General features: G+C 67.5%; 11 protein-coding genes. 3 read left to right on the top strand and 8 right to left on the bottom strand.

Annotated elements, in window-relative coordinates:
• Positions 1-166: 166 nt before the first annotated feature.
• The 6 genes from BAC01S_RS14210 to BAC01S_RS14185 form a co-directional block, all read right to left on the bottom strand.
• Positions 167-1,210, bottom strand: coding sequence for an adenosine deaminase (locus BAC01S_RS14210; protein WP_027795371.1), 1,044 nt, complete (start codon positions 1,208-1,210; stop codon positions 167-169).
• A gap of 28 nt (positions 1,211-1,238) precedes the next feature.
• Entirely contained in the window at positions 1,239-2,297 is a 1,059-nt protein-coding gene (xdhC, locus tag BAC01S_RS14205; RefSeq protein WP_027795370.1) for a xanthine dehydrogenase accessory protein XdhC, read from the bottom strand.
• Positions 2,298-2,388: 91 nt separating this feature from the next.
• A complete protein-coding gene (gene xdhB / locus BAC01S_RS14200; protein WP_027795369.1) occupies positions 2,389-4,806 on the bottom strand; it encodes a xanthine dehydrogenase molybdopterin binding subunit in 2,418 nt (805 codons plus the stop codon).
• A complete protein-coding gene (xdhA, locus tag BAC01S_RS14195; protein WP_027795368.1) occupies positions 4,803-6,353 on the bottom strand; it encodes a xanthine dehydrogenase small subunit in 1,551 nt (516 codons plus the stop codon). The genes xdhB and xdhA overlap by 4 nt, the downstream gene beginning before the upstream one ends.
• A 373-nt stretch (positions 6,354-6,726) precedes the next feature.
• The gene (locus BAC01S_RS14190) at positions 6,727-7,257 is read right to left on the bottom strand and encodes a disulfide bond formation protein B (RefSeq protein WP_027795367.1); all 531 of its coding nucleotides are present in this window, start codon (positions 7,255-7,257) and stop codon (positions 6,727-6,729) included.
• Positions 7,258-7,401: 144 nt separating this feature from the next.
• Positions 7,402-8,790, bottom strand: coding sequence for an amidase (locus tag BAC01S_RS14185; protein ID WP_027795366.1), 1,389 nt, complete (start codon positions 8,788-8,790; stop codon positions 7,402-7,404).
• Between the two features lie 143 nt (positions 8,791-8,933).
• On the opposite strand from BAC01S_RS14185, the gene BAC01S_RS14180 reads away from it, so the two are divergent.
• The 3 genes from BAC01S_RS14180 (at position 8,934) to BAC01S_RS14170 (ending at position 13,094) form a co-directional block, all read left to right on the top strand.
• The gene (locus tag BAC01S_RS14180; RefSeq protein ID WP_027795365.1) at positions 8,934-10,691 is read left to right on the top strand and encodes a cation:proton antiporter; all 1,758 of its coding nucleotides are present in this window, start codon (positions 8,934-8,936) and stop codon (positions 10,689-10,691) included.
• 124 nt (positions 10,692-10,815) lie between these two features.
• The gene (locus BAC01S_RS14175) at positions 10,816-12,126 is read left to right on the top strand and encodes a gamma-glutamyl-gamma-aminobutyrate hydrolase family protein (protein WP_043202241.1); all 1,311 of its coding nucleotides are present in this window, start codon (positions 10,816-10,818) and stop codon (positions 12,124-12,126) included.
• A gap of 248 nt (positions 12,127-12,374) precedes the next feature.
• The gene (locus BAC01S_RS14170; RefSeq protein ID WP_027795363.1) at positions 12,375-13,094 is read left to right on the top strand and encodes a DUF2968 domain-containing protein; all 720 of its coding nucleotides are present in this window, start codon (positions 12,375-12,377) and stop codon (positions 13,092-13,094) included.
• Between the two features lie 88 nt (positions 13,095-13,182).
• On the opposite strand, the gene BAC01S_RS14165 is transcribed toward BAC01S_RS14170, so the two are convergent.
• Entirely contained in the window at positions 13,183-14,301 is a 1,119-nt protein-coding gene (locus tag BAC01S_RS14165) for a hypothetical protein (protein WP_027795362.1), read from the bottom strand.
• A gap of 230 nt (positions 14,302-14,531) precedes the next feature.
• A complete protein-coding gene (locus tag BAC01S_RS14160; protein WP_027795361.1) occupies positions 14,532-15,062 on the bottom strand; it encodes a GNAT family N-acetyltransferase in 531 nt (176 codons plus the stop codon).
• Between the last annotated feature and the right edge of the window lie 73 nt (positions 15,063-15,135).

Raw genomic sequence — 15,135 nt, 5'->3', positions numbered from 1 at the left:
AACTGCGTCTCCGAAATCTTCAGGTTTGAGTGAGGTTGAGGTCCCTTATGTGCGCCGTCCCTGAAAAACACGGCGCGCGAGAGCCCACGGCCCGGCGCTGTCGCGCCGGTCCCTGCGGTGTATGGCTGCCCCTTTCGGGGCGCTTAAATCGTGCTGCCCGATGCGCTTATGAGGTCGTGGCGCTCCAGTAAGCGTCGAGCTTCGCGATCAGCGCGGCGCGCTCTTCGGGGCTCACGAAAGACGCTTCGAAGCCGTTGCGCAGGATCGTGTAGACCTCCTGATCGTTCAGCTTCAGTGCGTCGATGATCGCGGTGTAGTTCTCGTTGACATAGCCGCCGAAGTAGGCGGGATCGTCGGAATTGACCGTGACCGCCACACCGTGGTCGAGCAGGTCCTTGAGCGTGTGTTTTGCCATGTCGTCGAACACGCACAGCTTGAGGTTCGAGAGCGGGCAGACCGTGAGCGCCACGCGCGTGTCGGCAAGACGCGTGACGAGCGCCGCGTCCTCGATGCTGCGCACGCCGTGGTCGACGCGGTCCACCTTCAGCAGGTCGAGCGCTTCGTAGATGTACGACGGCGGGCCTTCCTCGCCCGCGTGCGCAACGAGCTTCAGCCCTTTGGCACGCGCTTGCCCGAACACGCGCTCGAACTTCGAAGGCGGATGCCCGCGCTCGGACGAGTCGAGGCCCACGCCGATCATGCGCGGATAGCGGTCGAAGAGCGGCAGCGCGGCGTCGAACGTGGCGAGCGCGTCCGCTTCGCTGAGGTGCCGCAGGAAGCACAGGATCAGCTTGCTCGTGAGGCCGCGCTTTTCGGCGTCGGCGAGCGCGCGGTCGATACCCGCAACCACGGTTTCGATGGGCACGCCGCGCTCGGTGTGCGTCTGCGGGTCGAAGAAAATTTCGGTGTGCACGACGTTGTCGGCGAGCGCGCGCTCGCAGTAGGCCATCGTCATGTCGTAGAAGTCCTGCTCTTCGAGCAGCACGCTCGCGCCGGCGTAGTAAATGTCCAGAAACGACTGCAGGTCGGTGAACGCGTAGGCGCGGCGCAGCGACTCGATCGAGTCGTAGGCGAGCTTCACATGGTTGCGCTGGGCGAGCGCGAAGATCAGCTCGGGCTCCAGCGAGCCTTCGATATGGATGTGCAGCTCGGACTTCGGCGCGCGCGCGGCCTTTTCGGTGAGCGGGACTGCGGTGGTCGTGATGGTCATGGTTGGGTCGGTCCGTAGATAGATGACATCACGCGGAATGGGCGAGGGCATGGGCCGCGTGCGCCTCGATCGCCTGCAGGAGCTGTGCGGCGGCCGAGATGGCGATGACTTCGGGCGACTTGTCCACGATACCGTCGACGCCGAGCGGGCACTTCATCCGCGCGATCTGCAGCGGATCGATGCCGCGCGCGGCGAGCCGGTGCTCGAACTGCTTGCGCTTCGTGTGCGAGCCGATCATCCCGAAGAACACGTAGTCGCCGCGGCGCAGGATGCGCTCGGCGAGTTCGAGGTCGCGCGAATGATCGTGCGTCATCACGATGAAGCTCGTGCCCGGCAGGGCCGTATCGACGGCTTCGTCCGGGGCGTCGTTTGCGTCGATCTCGACGTTGGGCGCCGCCAGCGCCGCGAACGCTTCGGGCGACGGAAACGCGGCGTCGCGCTCGTCCACCCAGCGCACGCGGCACGGCAGCGTGCCGAGCACACGCACGAGCGCCGCGCCCACGTGCCCCGCGCCGAACAGCACGACGGGGAAGTCGTTGGGCGCGATCGTTTCGGTGAGCAGCGCACCGCCTTCGCCGTCGTGCGTGTCCCAGAGCAGGCAGTCGGGGGCTTCCACGCCCGGTTCCGGCTCGGACAGCAAGACGGGGTCGCCCGCCGCGGCGCTGCCCGTGCCGATCGGGTTGCCATTCCGCGAGGAGCGGAATGATACGCTACGCACGGTCGACGCGCCGGCCGCGAGGCGGCGCGCCAGCGTGGCGAGCCAGCCGAGGTCGCCCACGTCGAGCCGCTCGAACGCGAGCACGACCGCGCCGCCGCAGCACTGGCCGAGGCTCGGGCCGAGCGCGAGACGCTCGAGGCGCCGCATGTTCGGCGCGCGCATGCCGTCGCGCAGCACCTGGCGCGCGATCTCGATAGCCTTCCATTCGAGGTGGCCGCCGCCGATCGTATGGCGCGCGGCCTCGCGCGTCACGATCATCTTCGTGCCCGCTTCGCGCGGCGCCGATCCTTCGACGCGCGCGACCGTCACGAGCACGGCGGCGTCGCCGTGCGCGAGCAGTTGCTGCAGATCGGTCAGCCAGGCTTGCATCTGGCGGTTCTCCTTGCTTCAGGCAGTACGCTGGGCGTGCTGCCGGTTAGTCCTGGTAACTTCGCTGGTAACTTCGCGCCAGGGCTTCGCTTCATGGCTTCGCACCGACCAGGCTTTCGGCCGCCGGTGCTTCGACGGCTTGCGCCATGGCATTCGCGCGCAGGGCATCGAGCGCGTCGAGTATCGCTTCAGGCGTTGCCGGCGCGCGCAGCGGCGCGGCCTCGCGCGCCTCGGGCACTGCCGCGCCGATGGCGTTGCGGATCGCGAGAAACACCGAGAACGGCAGCAGAAGCGGCGGCTCGCCCACGGCTTTCGAGCGGAATACGGTCGGCTCCGCGTTGTCGTTGCGATAGAGCCGGGTCGTGAACGCGGCGGGGGTATCGCTGATCGCCGGGATCTTGTAGGTGGAGGGCGCGTGCGTCATCAGGCGCCCGTCGCCGTTCCACCAGAGTTCCTCGGTCGTGAGCCAGCCCATCCCCTGGATGAATGCGCCTTCCACCTGGCCGATGTCGATGGCCGGATTGATCGACTGGCCGGCGTCGTGGAGCAGATCCGCGCGCACGAGCCTCCATTCGCCGGTCAGCGTATCGACGACCACTTCGGACACGGCCGCACCATAGGCGAAGTAATAGAACGGATGGCCCGTGAGCGTGCGCGCATCCCAGTGAACCTTCGGCGTCGCGTAAAAGCCGTCCGACCACAGCTGCACGCGCTTCATATAGGCGCGCTCGACGAACTCCGCGAACGCCACCGATACACCGTTCGCCCGAACCGCACCGTCCTCGAACACGACGGCATCGGGCGTGCCGCCGCACTCGGCGGCAGCGAGCCCGGCGAGGCGTGCGCGGATGGTCAGCGCGGCGGCTTCCGCGGCCTTGCCGTTCAGGTCGCTGCCGGTCGAGGCGGCGGTCGCCGAGGTATTGGCCACCTTCGACGTATCGGTCGCGCTCACGCGCACGCGCGCCAGCGGCAGTCCGAACGTGCCGGCCACGACCTGCGCGACCTTGGTGTTGAGCCCCTGTCCCATTTCGGTGCCGCCGTGATTCACGAGCACCGAGCCGTCGCGATAGACGTGCACGAGCGCGCCGGCCTGGTTCAGGTGCGGCACGTTGAACGAGATGCCGAACTTCACCGGCGTGAAGGCGATGCCGCGCTTGAGGACGCCGCTCGAGCGGTTCCAGTCCGCGAGCGCCGCGCGCCGCTCGCGGTAGCGGCTCGAGGCGAGCAGCTCGTCGGTGAGCGGCGCGAGGACGTTGTCCTCCACGCGCTGGCCGTAAGGCGTGACGTCGCGCTCGCCGATGCCGTAGTAGTTCACGCGCCGCACGTCGAGCGGGTCGCGGTTCAGCTTCTTCGCGATGCTGTCGAGCATCACTTCCATCACGAGCGCGCCTTGCGGACCGCCGAAGCCGCGAAACGCGGTGTTCGACTGGGTGTTCGTCTTGCAGCAAAGCGCGACGATCTCGACGTCGGAGAGGAAGTAAGCGTTGTCGAAGTGGCAGACCGCGCGCGTGGCCACCGCACCGGAGAGGTCGGCGGAATAGCCCGCGCGCAGCGCGATTTCCACGCGCGCGCCGAGCAGACGCCCCTCGTCGTCGAAGCCGGCTTCGTATTCGTAGAGCGCGTCGTGGCGCTTGCCCGTGATCATGAAGTCGTCGTCGCGGTCGGCGCGCAGCTTCACCGGGCGGCCGGTCTTGTGGGCCGCGAGCGCGGCGACGCAGGCGAACACGGCCGACTGCGATTCCTTGCCGCCGAAGCCGCCGCCCATGCGCCGGCATTCGCACGCGACGCGATGCGCGGGCCAGTCCAGCAGATGGGCCACGACCTGTTGCATCTCGCTCGGGTGCTGTGTCGAGCTGTGGACCAGCATGCCGTCCTGTTCCTGCGGCAATGCGTAGGCAACCTGACCTTCCAGATAGAACTGCTCCTGGCCGCCCACGGCGAACGTGCCGGCGATGCGGTGCGGCGCCGCCGCGATCCGCTCCGCCGGCGCGCCGCGCGTGAGGCGCCGCGGCGGCAGTACGTAGTGCTGCCTGGCGCGCGCTTCGCCGATCGAGAGCACGGGCTCGAGCGGCTCGTAGCGCACCACGTCGTCGCTCGCGGCGAGCGCGGCGGCGCGGCGCGCCAGTTCCTGGCTCGTGGCGATCACCGCGAAGACGGGTTGCCCGAGGTACTGCACCGTGCCGTCCGCGAGCACCGGATCGTCGTGCAGCACGGGGCCGCAATTGTTCTCGCCGGGGATGTCGGCGGCGCTCAGCACCGCGACCACGCCGGGCGCCTCGCTCACGCGGCGCAGGTCGAGCGACACGATGCGCGCGTGCGCGTGGCGCGAGAGTCCGAGCGCCGCGTGCAGGGTGCCTTGCACCTCGGGGATGTCGTCGGTGTAGCGGGCCTCGCCGCTGACGTGCAGTTCCGCGGACTCGTGCGGCAACGGCGCGCCCAGCGCCGAATGGACCGGCTGCGCGGCGGTGCCGACGACGCTAGTGACAAACGGTTCGGACTGGCGGTTCATGGTATTTCTCCCGCGGCGAGGACGGCGTCGTCCTCGAAGCCGTCCTCGGCGCCGAAGGCGAACGCATTGACGTCGCATAGCGCGAGCGGGGCGTCGTCGCGTGTTTCCAGCCAGCAGCGCCACAGCAGGTTGCGCGCGACTTTCAGGCGGTAGATGGCGCTCGCGCGCAGGTCGGTGAGCGGCTGGTAGTCGGCCGCGAGGGCGTCCATCGCGCACCGCGCCGTGGCTTCGTCCCAGCGCGCGCCGGTCAAGGCGACTTCGGCGCGCGCGCCGCGCAGAGGCGTCGCGGCCATGCCGCCGAACGCCACGCGCGCCTTCGCGATGACGCCGTCCTCGCCGATGTCGAGCGCGAACGCCGCGCACACGGCCGAGATGTCCTGGTCGTAACGCTTCGAGATCTTGTACGTGCGAAAACGCAGCGTGGGCGTGGGGCGCGGCACGCGGATCGACTGGACGAACTCGCCCGGCGCGAGCACCGTCTTCTGATAACCGGCATAGAAGGCGGCGAGCGGCAGCGTGCGCTCCGCGTTTGCGCGGCGAAGCACGAGTTGCGCGTCGAGCGCGAGCAGCACGGGCATCGAATCGCCGATGGGCGAGCCGTTCGCGATGTTCCCGCCCAGCGTTCCCGCGTTGCGGATCGGCAGCGAGGCGAAGCGGGCCCAAAACTCGGCGAGCTCGGGGTAGTCGATCGTCAGCGCCGCGTAGGCTTCTTCGAGCGGCACCGCTGCGCCGATCGTCAGTGCCTCGGCGTCGGTCGAGAGGTCGCGCAGTTCGGCGACGTTGCCGGTATAGATCAGATCGCCAAGCTCGCGAAACTGCTTCGTGACCCACAGGCCGACGTCGGTACTGCCTGCCAGCACGCGTGCCTGCGGCCGTTCTGCGCGCAGCCTCGCGAACTCGCCGAGCGTGCGCGGGGCGAAGAACGTCGCTTCGCCGCCGGCCACGCCGTTTGCCCGGTATTCGAACGTGCTGTTGCGCGCGAGCGAGCGCAAGGCGTCTTCAATCGCGTGGCGGTCGAGCGGGATACGCGGGTAGCGCGCGTAGTCGCACATGCGCTGGGCAGCGTCGACGATGGGCCGGTAGCCGGTGCAGCGGCACAGGTTGCCTGAAAGGGCCTGATTGATCTCGTCGCGCGTGGGCAGGCCGGCGCTGGCCGGCTGGCGTTCGTAGAGCGCCCACAGCGACATGACGAAACCCGGCGTGCAGAAACCGCACTGCGAGGCGTGGCAATCGACAAGGGCTTGCTGGACGGGGTGAAGCGTGCCGTCGGCGGCGCGCAGGTCTTCCACTGTGAAGAGCGCGCGGCCGTCGAGCGTGGGCAGGAACTGGATGCAGGCGTTGACGGCCTTGAGCGCGAGCTGTCCCTCGCTGTCGAGTTCTCCGACGACCACCGTGCACGCGCCGCAATCGCCTTCGGCACAGCCTTCCTTCGTGCCGCAGGCGTGCTGATCCTCGCGCAGGTGCTGCAGCACGGTGCGCGTGACCGGCACGTCGCGCACCTCGTGCACGGCGCCCCGGCGCAGGAATCGGATGGTTTGCGTTGTCATGGTGAACCTGGGAGACATTGCGGATCAGGCGCGCGTTACGCAGGGGGCGTGCCAAAGCCGGCCTCGCGCACGTAGATCGCCATCCAGTTCCGAAGATAGCACTGCTTGCGTCAGGAAAGTATTACCCGCGCATGATGGGGGTTATCACGCTGCCGTCATGCCAGCGGGCGCGGTGCTCCGGCCCTTTGCGGGAATTTCGGTGGGCGATGCGGGGCGGGCGTTGCCGGAGAGCCGGCCGTGGGCGGGTGGGGAAAACGGCCAAACGCGGGGTGCGGATGCCGGATAAGGAGGGCGGCGTGGTCGGGGGCACGCCGTCCCGGTGAAGTCCGCCAGCCCGCGCAGCACATCGCCGCGACGGGCCTTCGGCTATCGCTCAGCGACGGAGGCCGGGCCAGGACACCTGGCGGCGGCGATTGCGCCAGAGGCTCAGGAAGACCAGGACAAAGATGCAGAGGAACGCGGCCAGCGACCACGCGGGCACCGAGAGGCCGAGGATCGGCGGATAGACGGTTTCGCACAGGCCCTGGACCTTGAATACGCCGGGCAGCCATTGCGCGGGCGGCAGGCCGTCGACGATCGGCTGGAGCGTGTCGAAGCCGCAGCTGAAGCTGGGAAACGCCTGCACCCACACGAGCCGCGCCGCGGCGACGATGCCGCCCGCCGCCGACAGCACGACCAGCCCTTCGAGCAGGCGCACGCCGCGCCAGCTCGACAGGCGCGCGCCGAGGAACGCGAAGATCGCGATCAGCGCGAAGAAGTAGCGCTGGAGAATGCACAGCGGGCAGGGATCTTCGTGCTCGACATATTGCATGTAGAGCGCGCCGCCCAGCAGCGCAAGACAGATAAGGCAAAGAAGGACCAGCAGGCGGCGCTCGCGGCGCAACAGCGCGTTATCGTCGTTCATGTCGCTCGATTTTTCGGTTTGGTGGCGCAGCGCACGGGCTGCAACGGCGTGTCCGCGATTCTAGCGCGAAGGGCGTGTAATGCGGCCATGTGCGCTTGATCGTATGGGGATTCGGGTGGAAAAGCATCGCGCGCCGCAGCCGGCTCAGCGTAACGGTGCGAGCACCGCTTCGACGCCGCGGCCGATCGCCAGCAGCGTGTCGTCGGCAAAGGGCGCGCCGGCCAGCATCAGCCCGACCGGCGCCGCGCCGTGACGGTGGCACGGCAGCGACAATGCGCACGCGTCGAGAAAATTGAACGCGCTGGGGTTGCGCAGCACGAGCGCGTTGGTTTGCGCGAATACGGCGTCGTCGTCGATAAGCGGCGCCACGCGCGGCGGCGCGATCGGCACGGTTGGCGCGATCACGGCGTCGAAACGCGACCAGAGCGTGGCCTCGGCTTCCTCGAGCACGGCCGCGCGCGCCGCGATCAGGTCGAGGTAATCGCAGGCGCGTGCCGGCTCGCCCTTCAGGATGCGGGCGAGCACGCGCGGATCGTAGTCGTCGCGATGCCGGGCGATCAGCTCGCGGTGCCACGCGTAGGCTTCGATCGGCGAGAAGCCGTAGCGATTGATCTCCGGCAAGCGGTCGAGCGCGCCGAACCGGACTTCGCTCACGATCGCCCCCGCCGCGTCGAGATGCCTGAGCGCCGCGTCGATCGTCGCGGCGACTTCGGGCTCGACATCGTCCGCGACGTAATTGGTCAGCACGCCAAGGCGCACGCCTTCCAGATGCCGTGCCGCCGGGACGTGCGGCGCGAGCCCGGCGAGGATGCGGTCGGTGAGCGCGCAGCACGCCACGCTGTTGCCGATCGGCCCGAACGAGTCGAGCGTCGGCGAGAGCGGCACGGCGCCCATCTTCGGAATTCGCGCTGCGGTGGGCTTGAAGCCCGTGAGTCCGCAGAACGCGGCGGGAATGCGGATCGAGCCGCCGGTGTCGGTGCCGAGCGCGACGGCCGCCATGCCGTCCGCCACCGAAGCTGCCGCGCCCGACGACGAGCCGCCCGCGACCCGGGCGTTGCCTCCCACGCCGCGCCCGTAGGGCGAAAGAGGCGTGCCGTAGTGCGGATTCAGCCCGAGCCCGGAGAACGCGAACTCGCTCATGTTGGTGCGTCCGATCAGCACGGCGCCCGCCTGGCGCAGCCGCGCGACCGCGACGGCGTCGGCTTGCGCGGGCGGCGCGCCAGCGAGCGCGGTGGAGCCCGCGCGCGTGATCTCGCCTTGCACGTCGAACAGGTCCTTCACCGAAACGGGCACGCCCGCGAGCGGCGACAGCACGGTGCTCGAGGCACGCAGGCGATCGTGGGCGTCGGCCGCGGCGCGCGCGCGTGCGGGATCGACGTGTGTGAAGACGGCTGCGCCCTGTCCGGCCGGGGCGGCGATGCGCTCGAGCGCGGTTTCGACGAGCGCGCGGCTCGTCGTGCGGCCCGCGGCCAGATCGGCGGCAAGCTGGGCGAGAGGCGCAAATGGGATGAAGAGGGCGGCGTCGGTGGTCATGGCGATGGGCGGTGGGAGGCGGGCGGTCCGGGCGGTGGACGCATCACATTGTAGGGCCAGATTTTCATCATGGCGTGATTGGGATCGGCGGTCGCATCAGGTAAGATGCCTCGAATAGACAGCTATTTGTAAGGATTTGTGACATGCACCAAGGAATCGGCTTCATTCAGGATCTGGCCGTCGTGATGGCGCTCGCCGGTGTCGTCACGGTGCTGTTCCATCGCCTGAAGCAGCCCGTGGTGCTCGGCTACATTGCCGCGGGCGTGATCATCGGCCCTTATACACCGCCGTTCCAGTTGATCCATGACGAGCAGACCATTCAGACGCTCGGCGAGCTGGGCGTCGTGTTCCTGATGTTTTCGCTCGGCCTCGAGTTCAGCCTGAGGAAACTGTTCCAGGTCGGCGTGACGGCGATCGTCGCTGCGCTTTCGGAGATCGTGCTGATGCTGTGGATCGGCTACGAGATCGGCCGCGCGTTCGGCTGGAGCGCGATGGACGCGCTCTTTCTCGGCGCGATCCTCGCCATCTCTTCCACCACGATCATCGTCAAGGCGCTCTCCGATCTCGGCGTCAAGCGCGAGCCGTTTGCGCAGCTCGTGTTCGGCATCCTGATCGTCGAGGACATTCTGGGCATCGCGATGCTGGTCCTGCTGGGCGGCATCGCGCAGACAGGCGAGCTTTCGCCGGGCATCGCGTTCATCACGCTCGGCAAGCTGCTGCTCTTCATGCTCGTCTCGCTGCTGGCGGGCATCCTGATCGTGCCGCGCGTGCTCGGCTACGTCGCGCGCGTGGGCAGCGACGAGATGCTGCTCATCTCCGTGCTGGGTTTCTGCTTCGGGTTCTGCCTGCTGGTCGTCAAGCTCGATTACTCCATCGCGCTCGGCGCTTTCCTGATCGGCGCGATCATGGCCGAGTCGCGCCACCTGCATCGCATCGAGCATCTCGTCGCACCGCTGCGAGACGCGTTTTCGGCCATCTTCTTCGTGACGATCGGGCTCATGCTCAATCCGCTCGTGCTGGTGGATTACGCATGGCCGATCGCGGTGATCTCGCTGGTGGTGATACTCGGCAAGCTCGTTTCGTGCGGTCTCGGCACGTTCCTCGCGGGCCGCGACGGCCGCACGGCGATGCGCGTGGGCATGACCGTTTCGCAGATCGGCGAGTTCTCGTTCATCATCGCGTCGCTCGGCCTCACGCTAAAGGTGACGAGCGGATTTCTCTATCCGGTCGCGGTCGCGGTCTCCGCCATCACGACGCTCACGACCCCCTATCTGATCCGCTTCGCCGACCCGCTTTCGCAACGGCTCGCGCGAGCAATGCCGGCCACCGTGGCGAACGTCTTCGGCCTCTATGGCCAGTGGCTGCGCTGCCTCATGCCGCGCTCGTCGGGGCCGACGTTCTTCTCGCTCGTGCGGCGCATCGTGCTGCAGGTGGTGGTGAATCTCGCGCTGGTGTCCGCGATTTTCATTGGCGTGTCTTACGGCGCCCGCTATGCCGGGCCGCCGCTCTCCGCATGGATTGCCGACGAGCGCATCCAGCGCGTGGTGCTGTGGAGCCTCGCGCTCGTGCTCGCCATGCCGTTTCTGGTTGCCGTATGGCGCAAGACCCAGTCGCTCGCGCTGCTGCTGGCCGAGGCGAGCGTGCAGCCCGAAAAGGCGGGGCGCTTCACGCGCGCGCTGCGCCATGCGATAGCCGAAGTCGTGCCCGTGCTGGCCATGGCCGGCGTTTTTCTGCTCGTCGCGGGGCTTTCCGGGGGCATCTTGCCGCCAACCGGCTATCTGATCGGCGTGCTGGTGGGGGCGGCCGCGCTCACCATGCTGCTGTGGCGCTGGTTCGTGAAGATCCACGCCTCGATGCAGATCGCACTGCGCGAGACCTTCGATGAACGCCCCGACGCATGACGCCGTGTTGCGCAGATGTGACCGGATTTGAGGAATTGTGCACAGGGCTGGCGGCCTCCGGCGGGGCGAAGGATAATCGATCCATGTTCATCGTTCGCGCGCGCGGCGCGCCCGACCCCACGTCATGAGCGAAAACAGATCCGACCTCGAATCCTCCGACGGTATTGACCGTTCCGCCCATGCCGGCTCGCCCGGCGCCTCCCAACCCAACGTTTCGTCCGGATCCTCCGGCGCCTCTCCCGCTGCATCGACCTCGTCGTCGTCCGCAGAGCCCGCCGCGGCTGTGGCGGAAGGCGAGCCGGCACAGCGCGCGTCGACCGATGCGCCCGAAAGCGCCTCGACGGTCACGCCCGGCGCACAGCCTCATGTGGTCGGGGGAAGCACGCCGCAGAGCCCGGCAACAGAAGCCGCCGGCGGCGAAGCGGCGTCCACGACCACCGAACCGCCGGCGTCCGCCGGTGCGCCGCGCCCAGGCGCGGCGCCTGCGGGCTTCGGCCAGGCGCCGGATTTCAGCGCGCAGAACCCGCCGCCGCCCAATGCCTTGCCGCCGAATCCGCCGCGCTACTTGCGCCCGAGCGATTCGGCGTGGTCGGTGCTCGGTCGCATCATCGCGGCGCGCGCGCGCCAGCTGTTCGACCGTGCGGGGCAGCGGATCACGCAACGGACGCTGCGCATCGGCGTGTCGGCGCGCATCTTCCACCCGGAACCGGGGGCCATGGGGCTGCGTGGCAAGACGCTGCAATATCTGGAGGAGTCGATTGCGCACTGGGTCATGTCGCGCGACGTGATCGTGTTCATGATTCCGACCGTCGGGCACCAGGGGATGCTGCATCCGAGCAATATCCGTCTGCGCGACTATGCGAAGCACCTTGACGGCCTCTTGCTGCAGGGCGGCGCCGACGTCTCGCCGCAGACCTATGCGGAAGTCTCGGCGCGCCCCGAGTGGCCTGGCGACCGGGTTCGCGACATGTACGAGCTGGAGCTGCTGCACGAGTTCGTCGAATCGGGCAAGCCGGTGCTGGGTGTGTGCCGGGGTTGCCAACTGATCAACGTGGCGTTTGGCGGCACGCTTTATCAGGACATCGCCACCGATGTGCCTACCGCCGGTGCTCACGTCAGCGAACGCTACGATCAGCATCGTCACGCGATCACGTTTCCCTCGGGCTCGTCGCTCGCGAGCATGTTTCCGGGCCGCAGCGAGGCCATCGTGAACTCCATTCATCACCAGGCCGTGAAGAACCTGGGGCGCGACCTCACGATCGAGGCGGTTTCGGCGGGCGATGGTCTCATCGAGGCGGTGAGATACCGTCGCGCGCCGTTCGTGGTGGGCGTGCAGTGGCACCCGGAATTCCATCGCGCAGGCGGTCCCGAACTGCTCGACTGCACGCCGCTGCTCGACGCCTTCCTGCGCTCGGCGCGCGAAACGCGTTTCTAACCTCGCGCGTTTCTGGCGTCGCCTGACGGCGCGCCGCCGCTGTGCGCCATTGCGTCGCATCTTTACCCTGGTTCGGGGCGCAGCCAAGCCCCGCAACGGGGTGATTCCTTGGGTGACTTCATTCCGCGTGTCGGTTTGACTCGATTCCAGGTAATCCCGAATTAAAGCCCGTTTTTGAGATTGTTGGGCGGGGATAATGAAGGGTTACTCTGAATCATCCACGCTGAATCATCCACGAAATGGCAGGTATGAAGTACTCAACGGCACTGCGACGCGCCTTGCCCGGCGCCGCAGCTATCTTGATGTTGCTGTATGGCGCCGCCGGGTGGGCGCAGGACGACGGCGGCGAACTGGCGCCCGTAGCGGGCAGCCGGCCGTCGCCTGGCAGCCTGACGCCGTCGCCGGCCGACTCGGCGCCGCCCGAGCCAACCGACGAGCAGGCGAGCGCAGACAATGCGCAGGGTGACGTCGCCATGCTCATGCAACTGATACACGATTCACAGCTCGTCGAGTTGCGCACGACCTACAACGGCGGCTACGGTGCGAGTCTGTTCTTCTATCCGCCGGATATGACCTGGTACGTCGTACTGTTCCAGGACAAGCATTTCTGGCGGGTGATCCGTTCGCAGGACGAAGGGCGCGCGGAGGCGATTTACGCGGATTTCGCGCGGCAGACCACACGCCTCGCGGACGTCGAGATCCGCCGTACCCAGCTCGAGGCGCAGAAGGCCTATATCCAGCGTGTGATCGCACAGTCCGAAGACCGTGCGCGCCATTTGCAGGCCGACCTCGACGTGGCGCACACTCAGCAGGCGCAGGTCAACGATCGCCAACAGCAGATGCAGGCGGACGCGGCGACGCTGCGATCCGAAAAGGCCCAGGCCCAGGCCCAGTTGCGCGATCTTCAACGCCAGGTTCAGGATCTGCAGCGGGAGGCCGAGGCAGGTCTGCCCGGCGCGAGGAAATGAGGCCGGTATAGCTCGAAGAGCGAGCCAGCCAATAAAAAGCCCGGCGTGTGCCGGGCTTCTGCTGTCTGTCTGATATGTTGCGAACGCATCACTTCGCGAAGCTGTCGGGTATTTCCGTTACTCGACGTTGCGAGACGTGGTTAACCCACTCGGTGCTATCGACCGGGACCGACAAGCGGCTGGCCGGGCGTGGCGCTGTGTAGGTGCTGGCGTAGGAGACGATCGAAGCGTATTCGTCGCTATGATGCGCGCTCGGCCTGCGGGGTGAATAATGCCCCGCTTTCGAATACTTGCCTGCTGTGCGATGTGTAGTGACGGGGTGGGGGCTCACGCGGTGTGGCGCGAACGTGCGCGCCGCATGCCGCTCATTGACGGCACGTGGCTCGATGGCGGCCGTGGATTTTGCGATGCCAGCAGCCGGCCGGGCCGGGCGCTTTTCGTCGTCTGCACCGAGAGGCAGTGCCAGGATCGCAGGCTGCGCCGTTACGTGATGACTCTCTGCCGAATACTTCGGCTGGCTCACGATGGGGGTCTCAGTGCCGGGTGCCGGCGTTGCGTTTTGTGACAGCGCAGTCAGTGCCACGACTTGACTGGTCTGGAGAGTCTTTTGCGAGTCCGCTACCGCGAGCTCGTGCGCCGTGCGTTCGTCGGCAAGCCGCTGCGAGACGGTGCCGCCGGATTCGTGATCCGCACGTATAGGCGAGGGCGTGGCCGACTGCGTGTAATTATGCGGAGCATGGCTTGCCAGTATCCATGTGAGCAATGCGGCGCCGCCGATTGCACAGGCGCCGCCCGCCAGCCTGCTTCGGTCGGCTGGCGACATGCGGCTTTTGCCTGCTGACGGGACTTGCCGCGAGGCTTCGGCATGCGGCTGGGCGGCAGGATCGAGCGAGGCGCCGGAGAAGGGCGCGGCCATGGCAACTGCCCCGTTCGCGCCGGCATGGGCCGAGTCGCCAATCGGCGCGCCTGCCGGCTCGGGAATCGTTCGGCGATGCAGGTCCCAGCGGCAGGCTGCGCGAAACGCTTCCGCACTCAGGCAGACGGTGCGCATGATGGCGGCATAAAGCGCCTTCATTTCAATACGCAGGCTGAAGTGCGGCGGCAGCAGCCTCCATTCGCCACCGAACGGCGGCGGAATGCGGTCGAGCGGGAGTACGCGCGGTAGCGCAATGGCACCCTCAACCTGAACGAACGGGATTGTCGACATCGATCTCTCGCAGCCACAGCTTGAACGAAGCGGGCTACGAGCCGCGCTTCACGCCAAGTTTCTGTTTATCGCAGGCGATGATGCAGGATAGCCAAAGCGTGATCTATCAGAAATGTCTTAAAAACTGCTATTGCCTCACTCCGGCCGCGCGAAAGCGAGCGACATGAGAGCAGGGTGCTTCGCGCGGCAGAAGGCCTCGCGCGCGACACGGTATTGAGTTTGATCAAGGCTTAGACAGTATCGAGCCGCAAGACGTAGCGCAGGGCCGTAATATCCACCCCGCCCATATGGTCGGGTTCGGCACCCGAGAACTTCCAGCCCTGCCGTTCGTAGAACGCGATCGCCGGCGCATTGCCTTCGAGCACGTAGAGGTACAACTGCGTTTCGCCGCGCGAGCGGGCCCATTCCTGCGCGGCCCGCATCAGCCGTTTGCCGACGCCGATGCCCTGATGTTCCGGCAAGGCATGCAGGTTATCCAGCAAGACGCCCCACGGCGAATCGGGCTGCTGTTCGACGCAGACGAAGCCCGCCGGTGTCGTGTCGTTCAGTTCGGCAATCAGCACGAGGCGGCGCTCGCCGCCTGGCGCTTCCATGCGCGCGCGCCACCAGGCGGCGCGTTCGTCGCCGACTTCGCGCTCGAGGAAGGCAGCGGGCAGCAGACCGCGATACGTGGCTTGCCAGCTGGCTGCATGCAGGGTGGCGATCAGCGGGGCGTCCGCGGCGGTGGCCGGGCGCAGGGTCAGGGGAAAAGCGGTGGGCATGCGGTGGCGGGGCGTCGAAACGGGTGGTGCGGAGCGTGGCGCACAGGCTTTATTGTGCATGATAAGCGCACTG

It is taken from the genome of Paraburkholderia acidipaludis NBRC 101816 (assembly GCF_000684975.1).
Classification (GTDB): domain Bacteria; phylum Pseudomonadota; class Gammaproteobacteria; order Burkholderiales; family Burkholderiaceae; genus Paraburkholderia; species Paraburkholderia acidipaludis.
The sequence above is the reverse complement of the archived record's forward strand: the minus strand, read 5'-3'. Positions and strand labels throughout refer to the sequence as shown.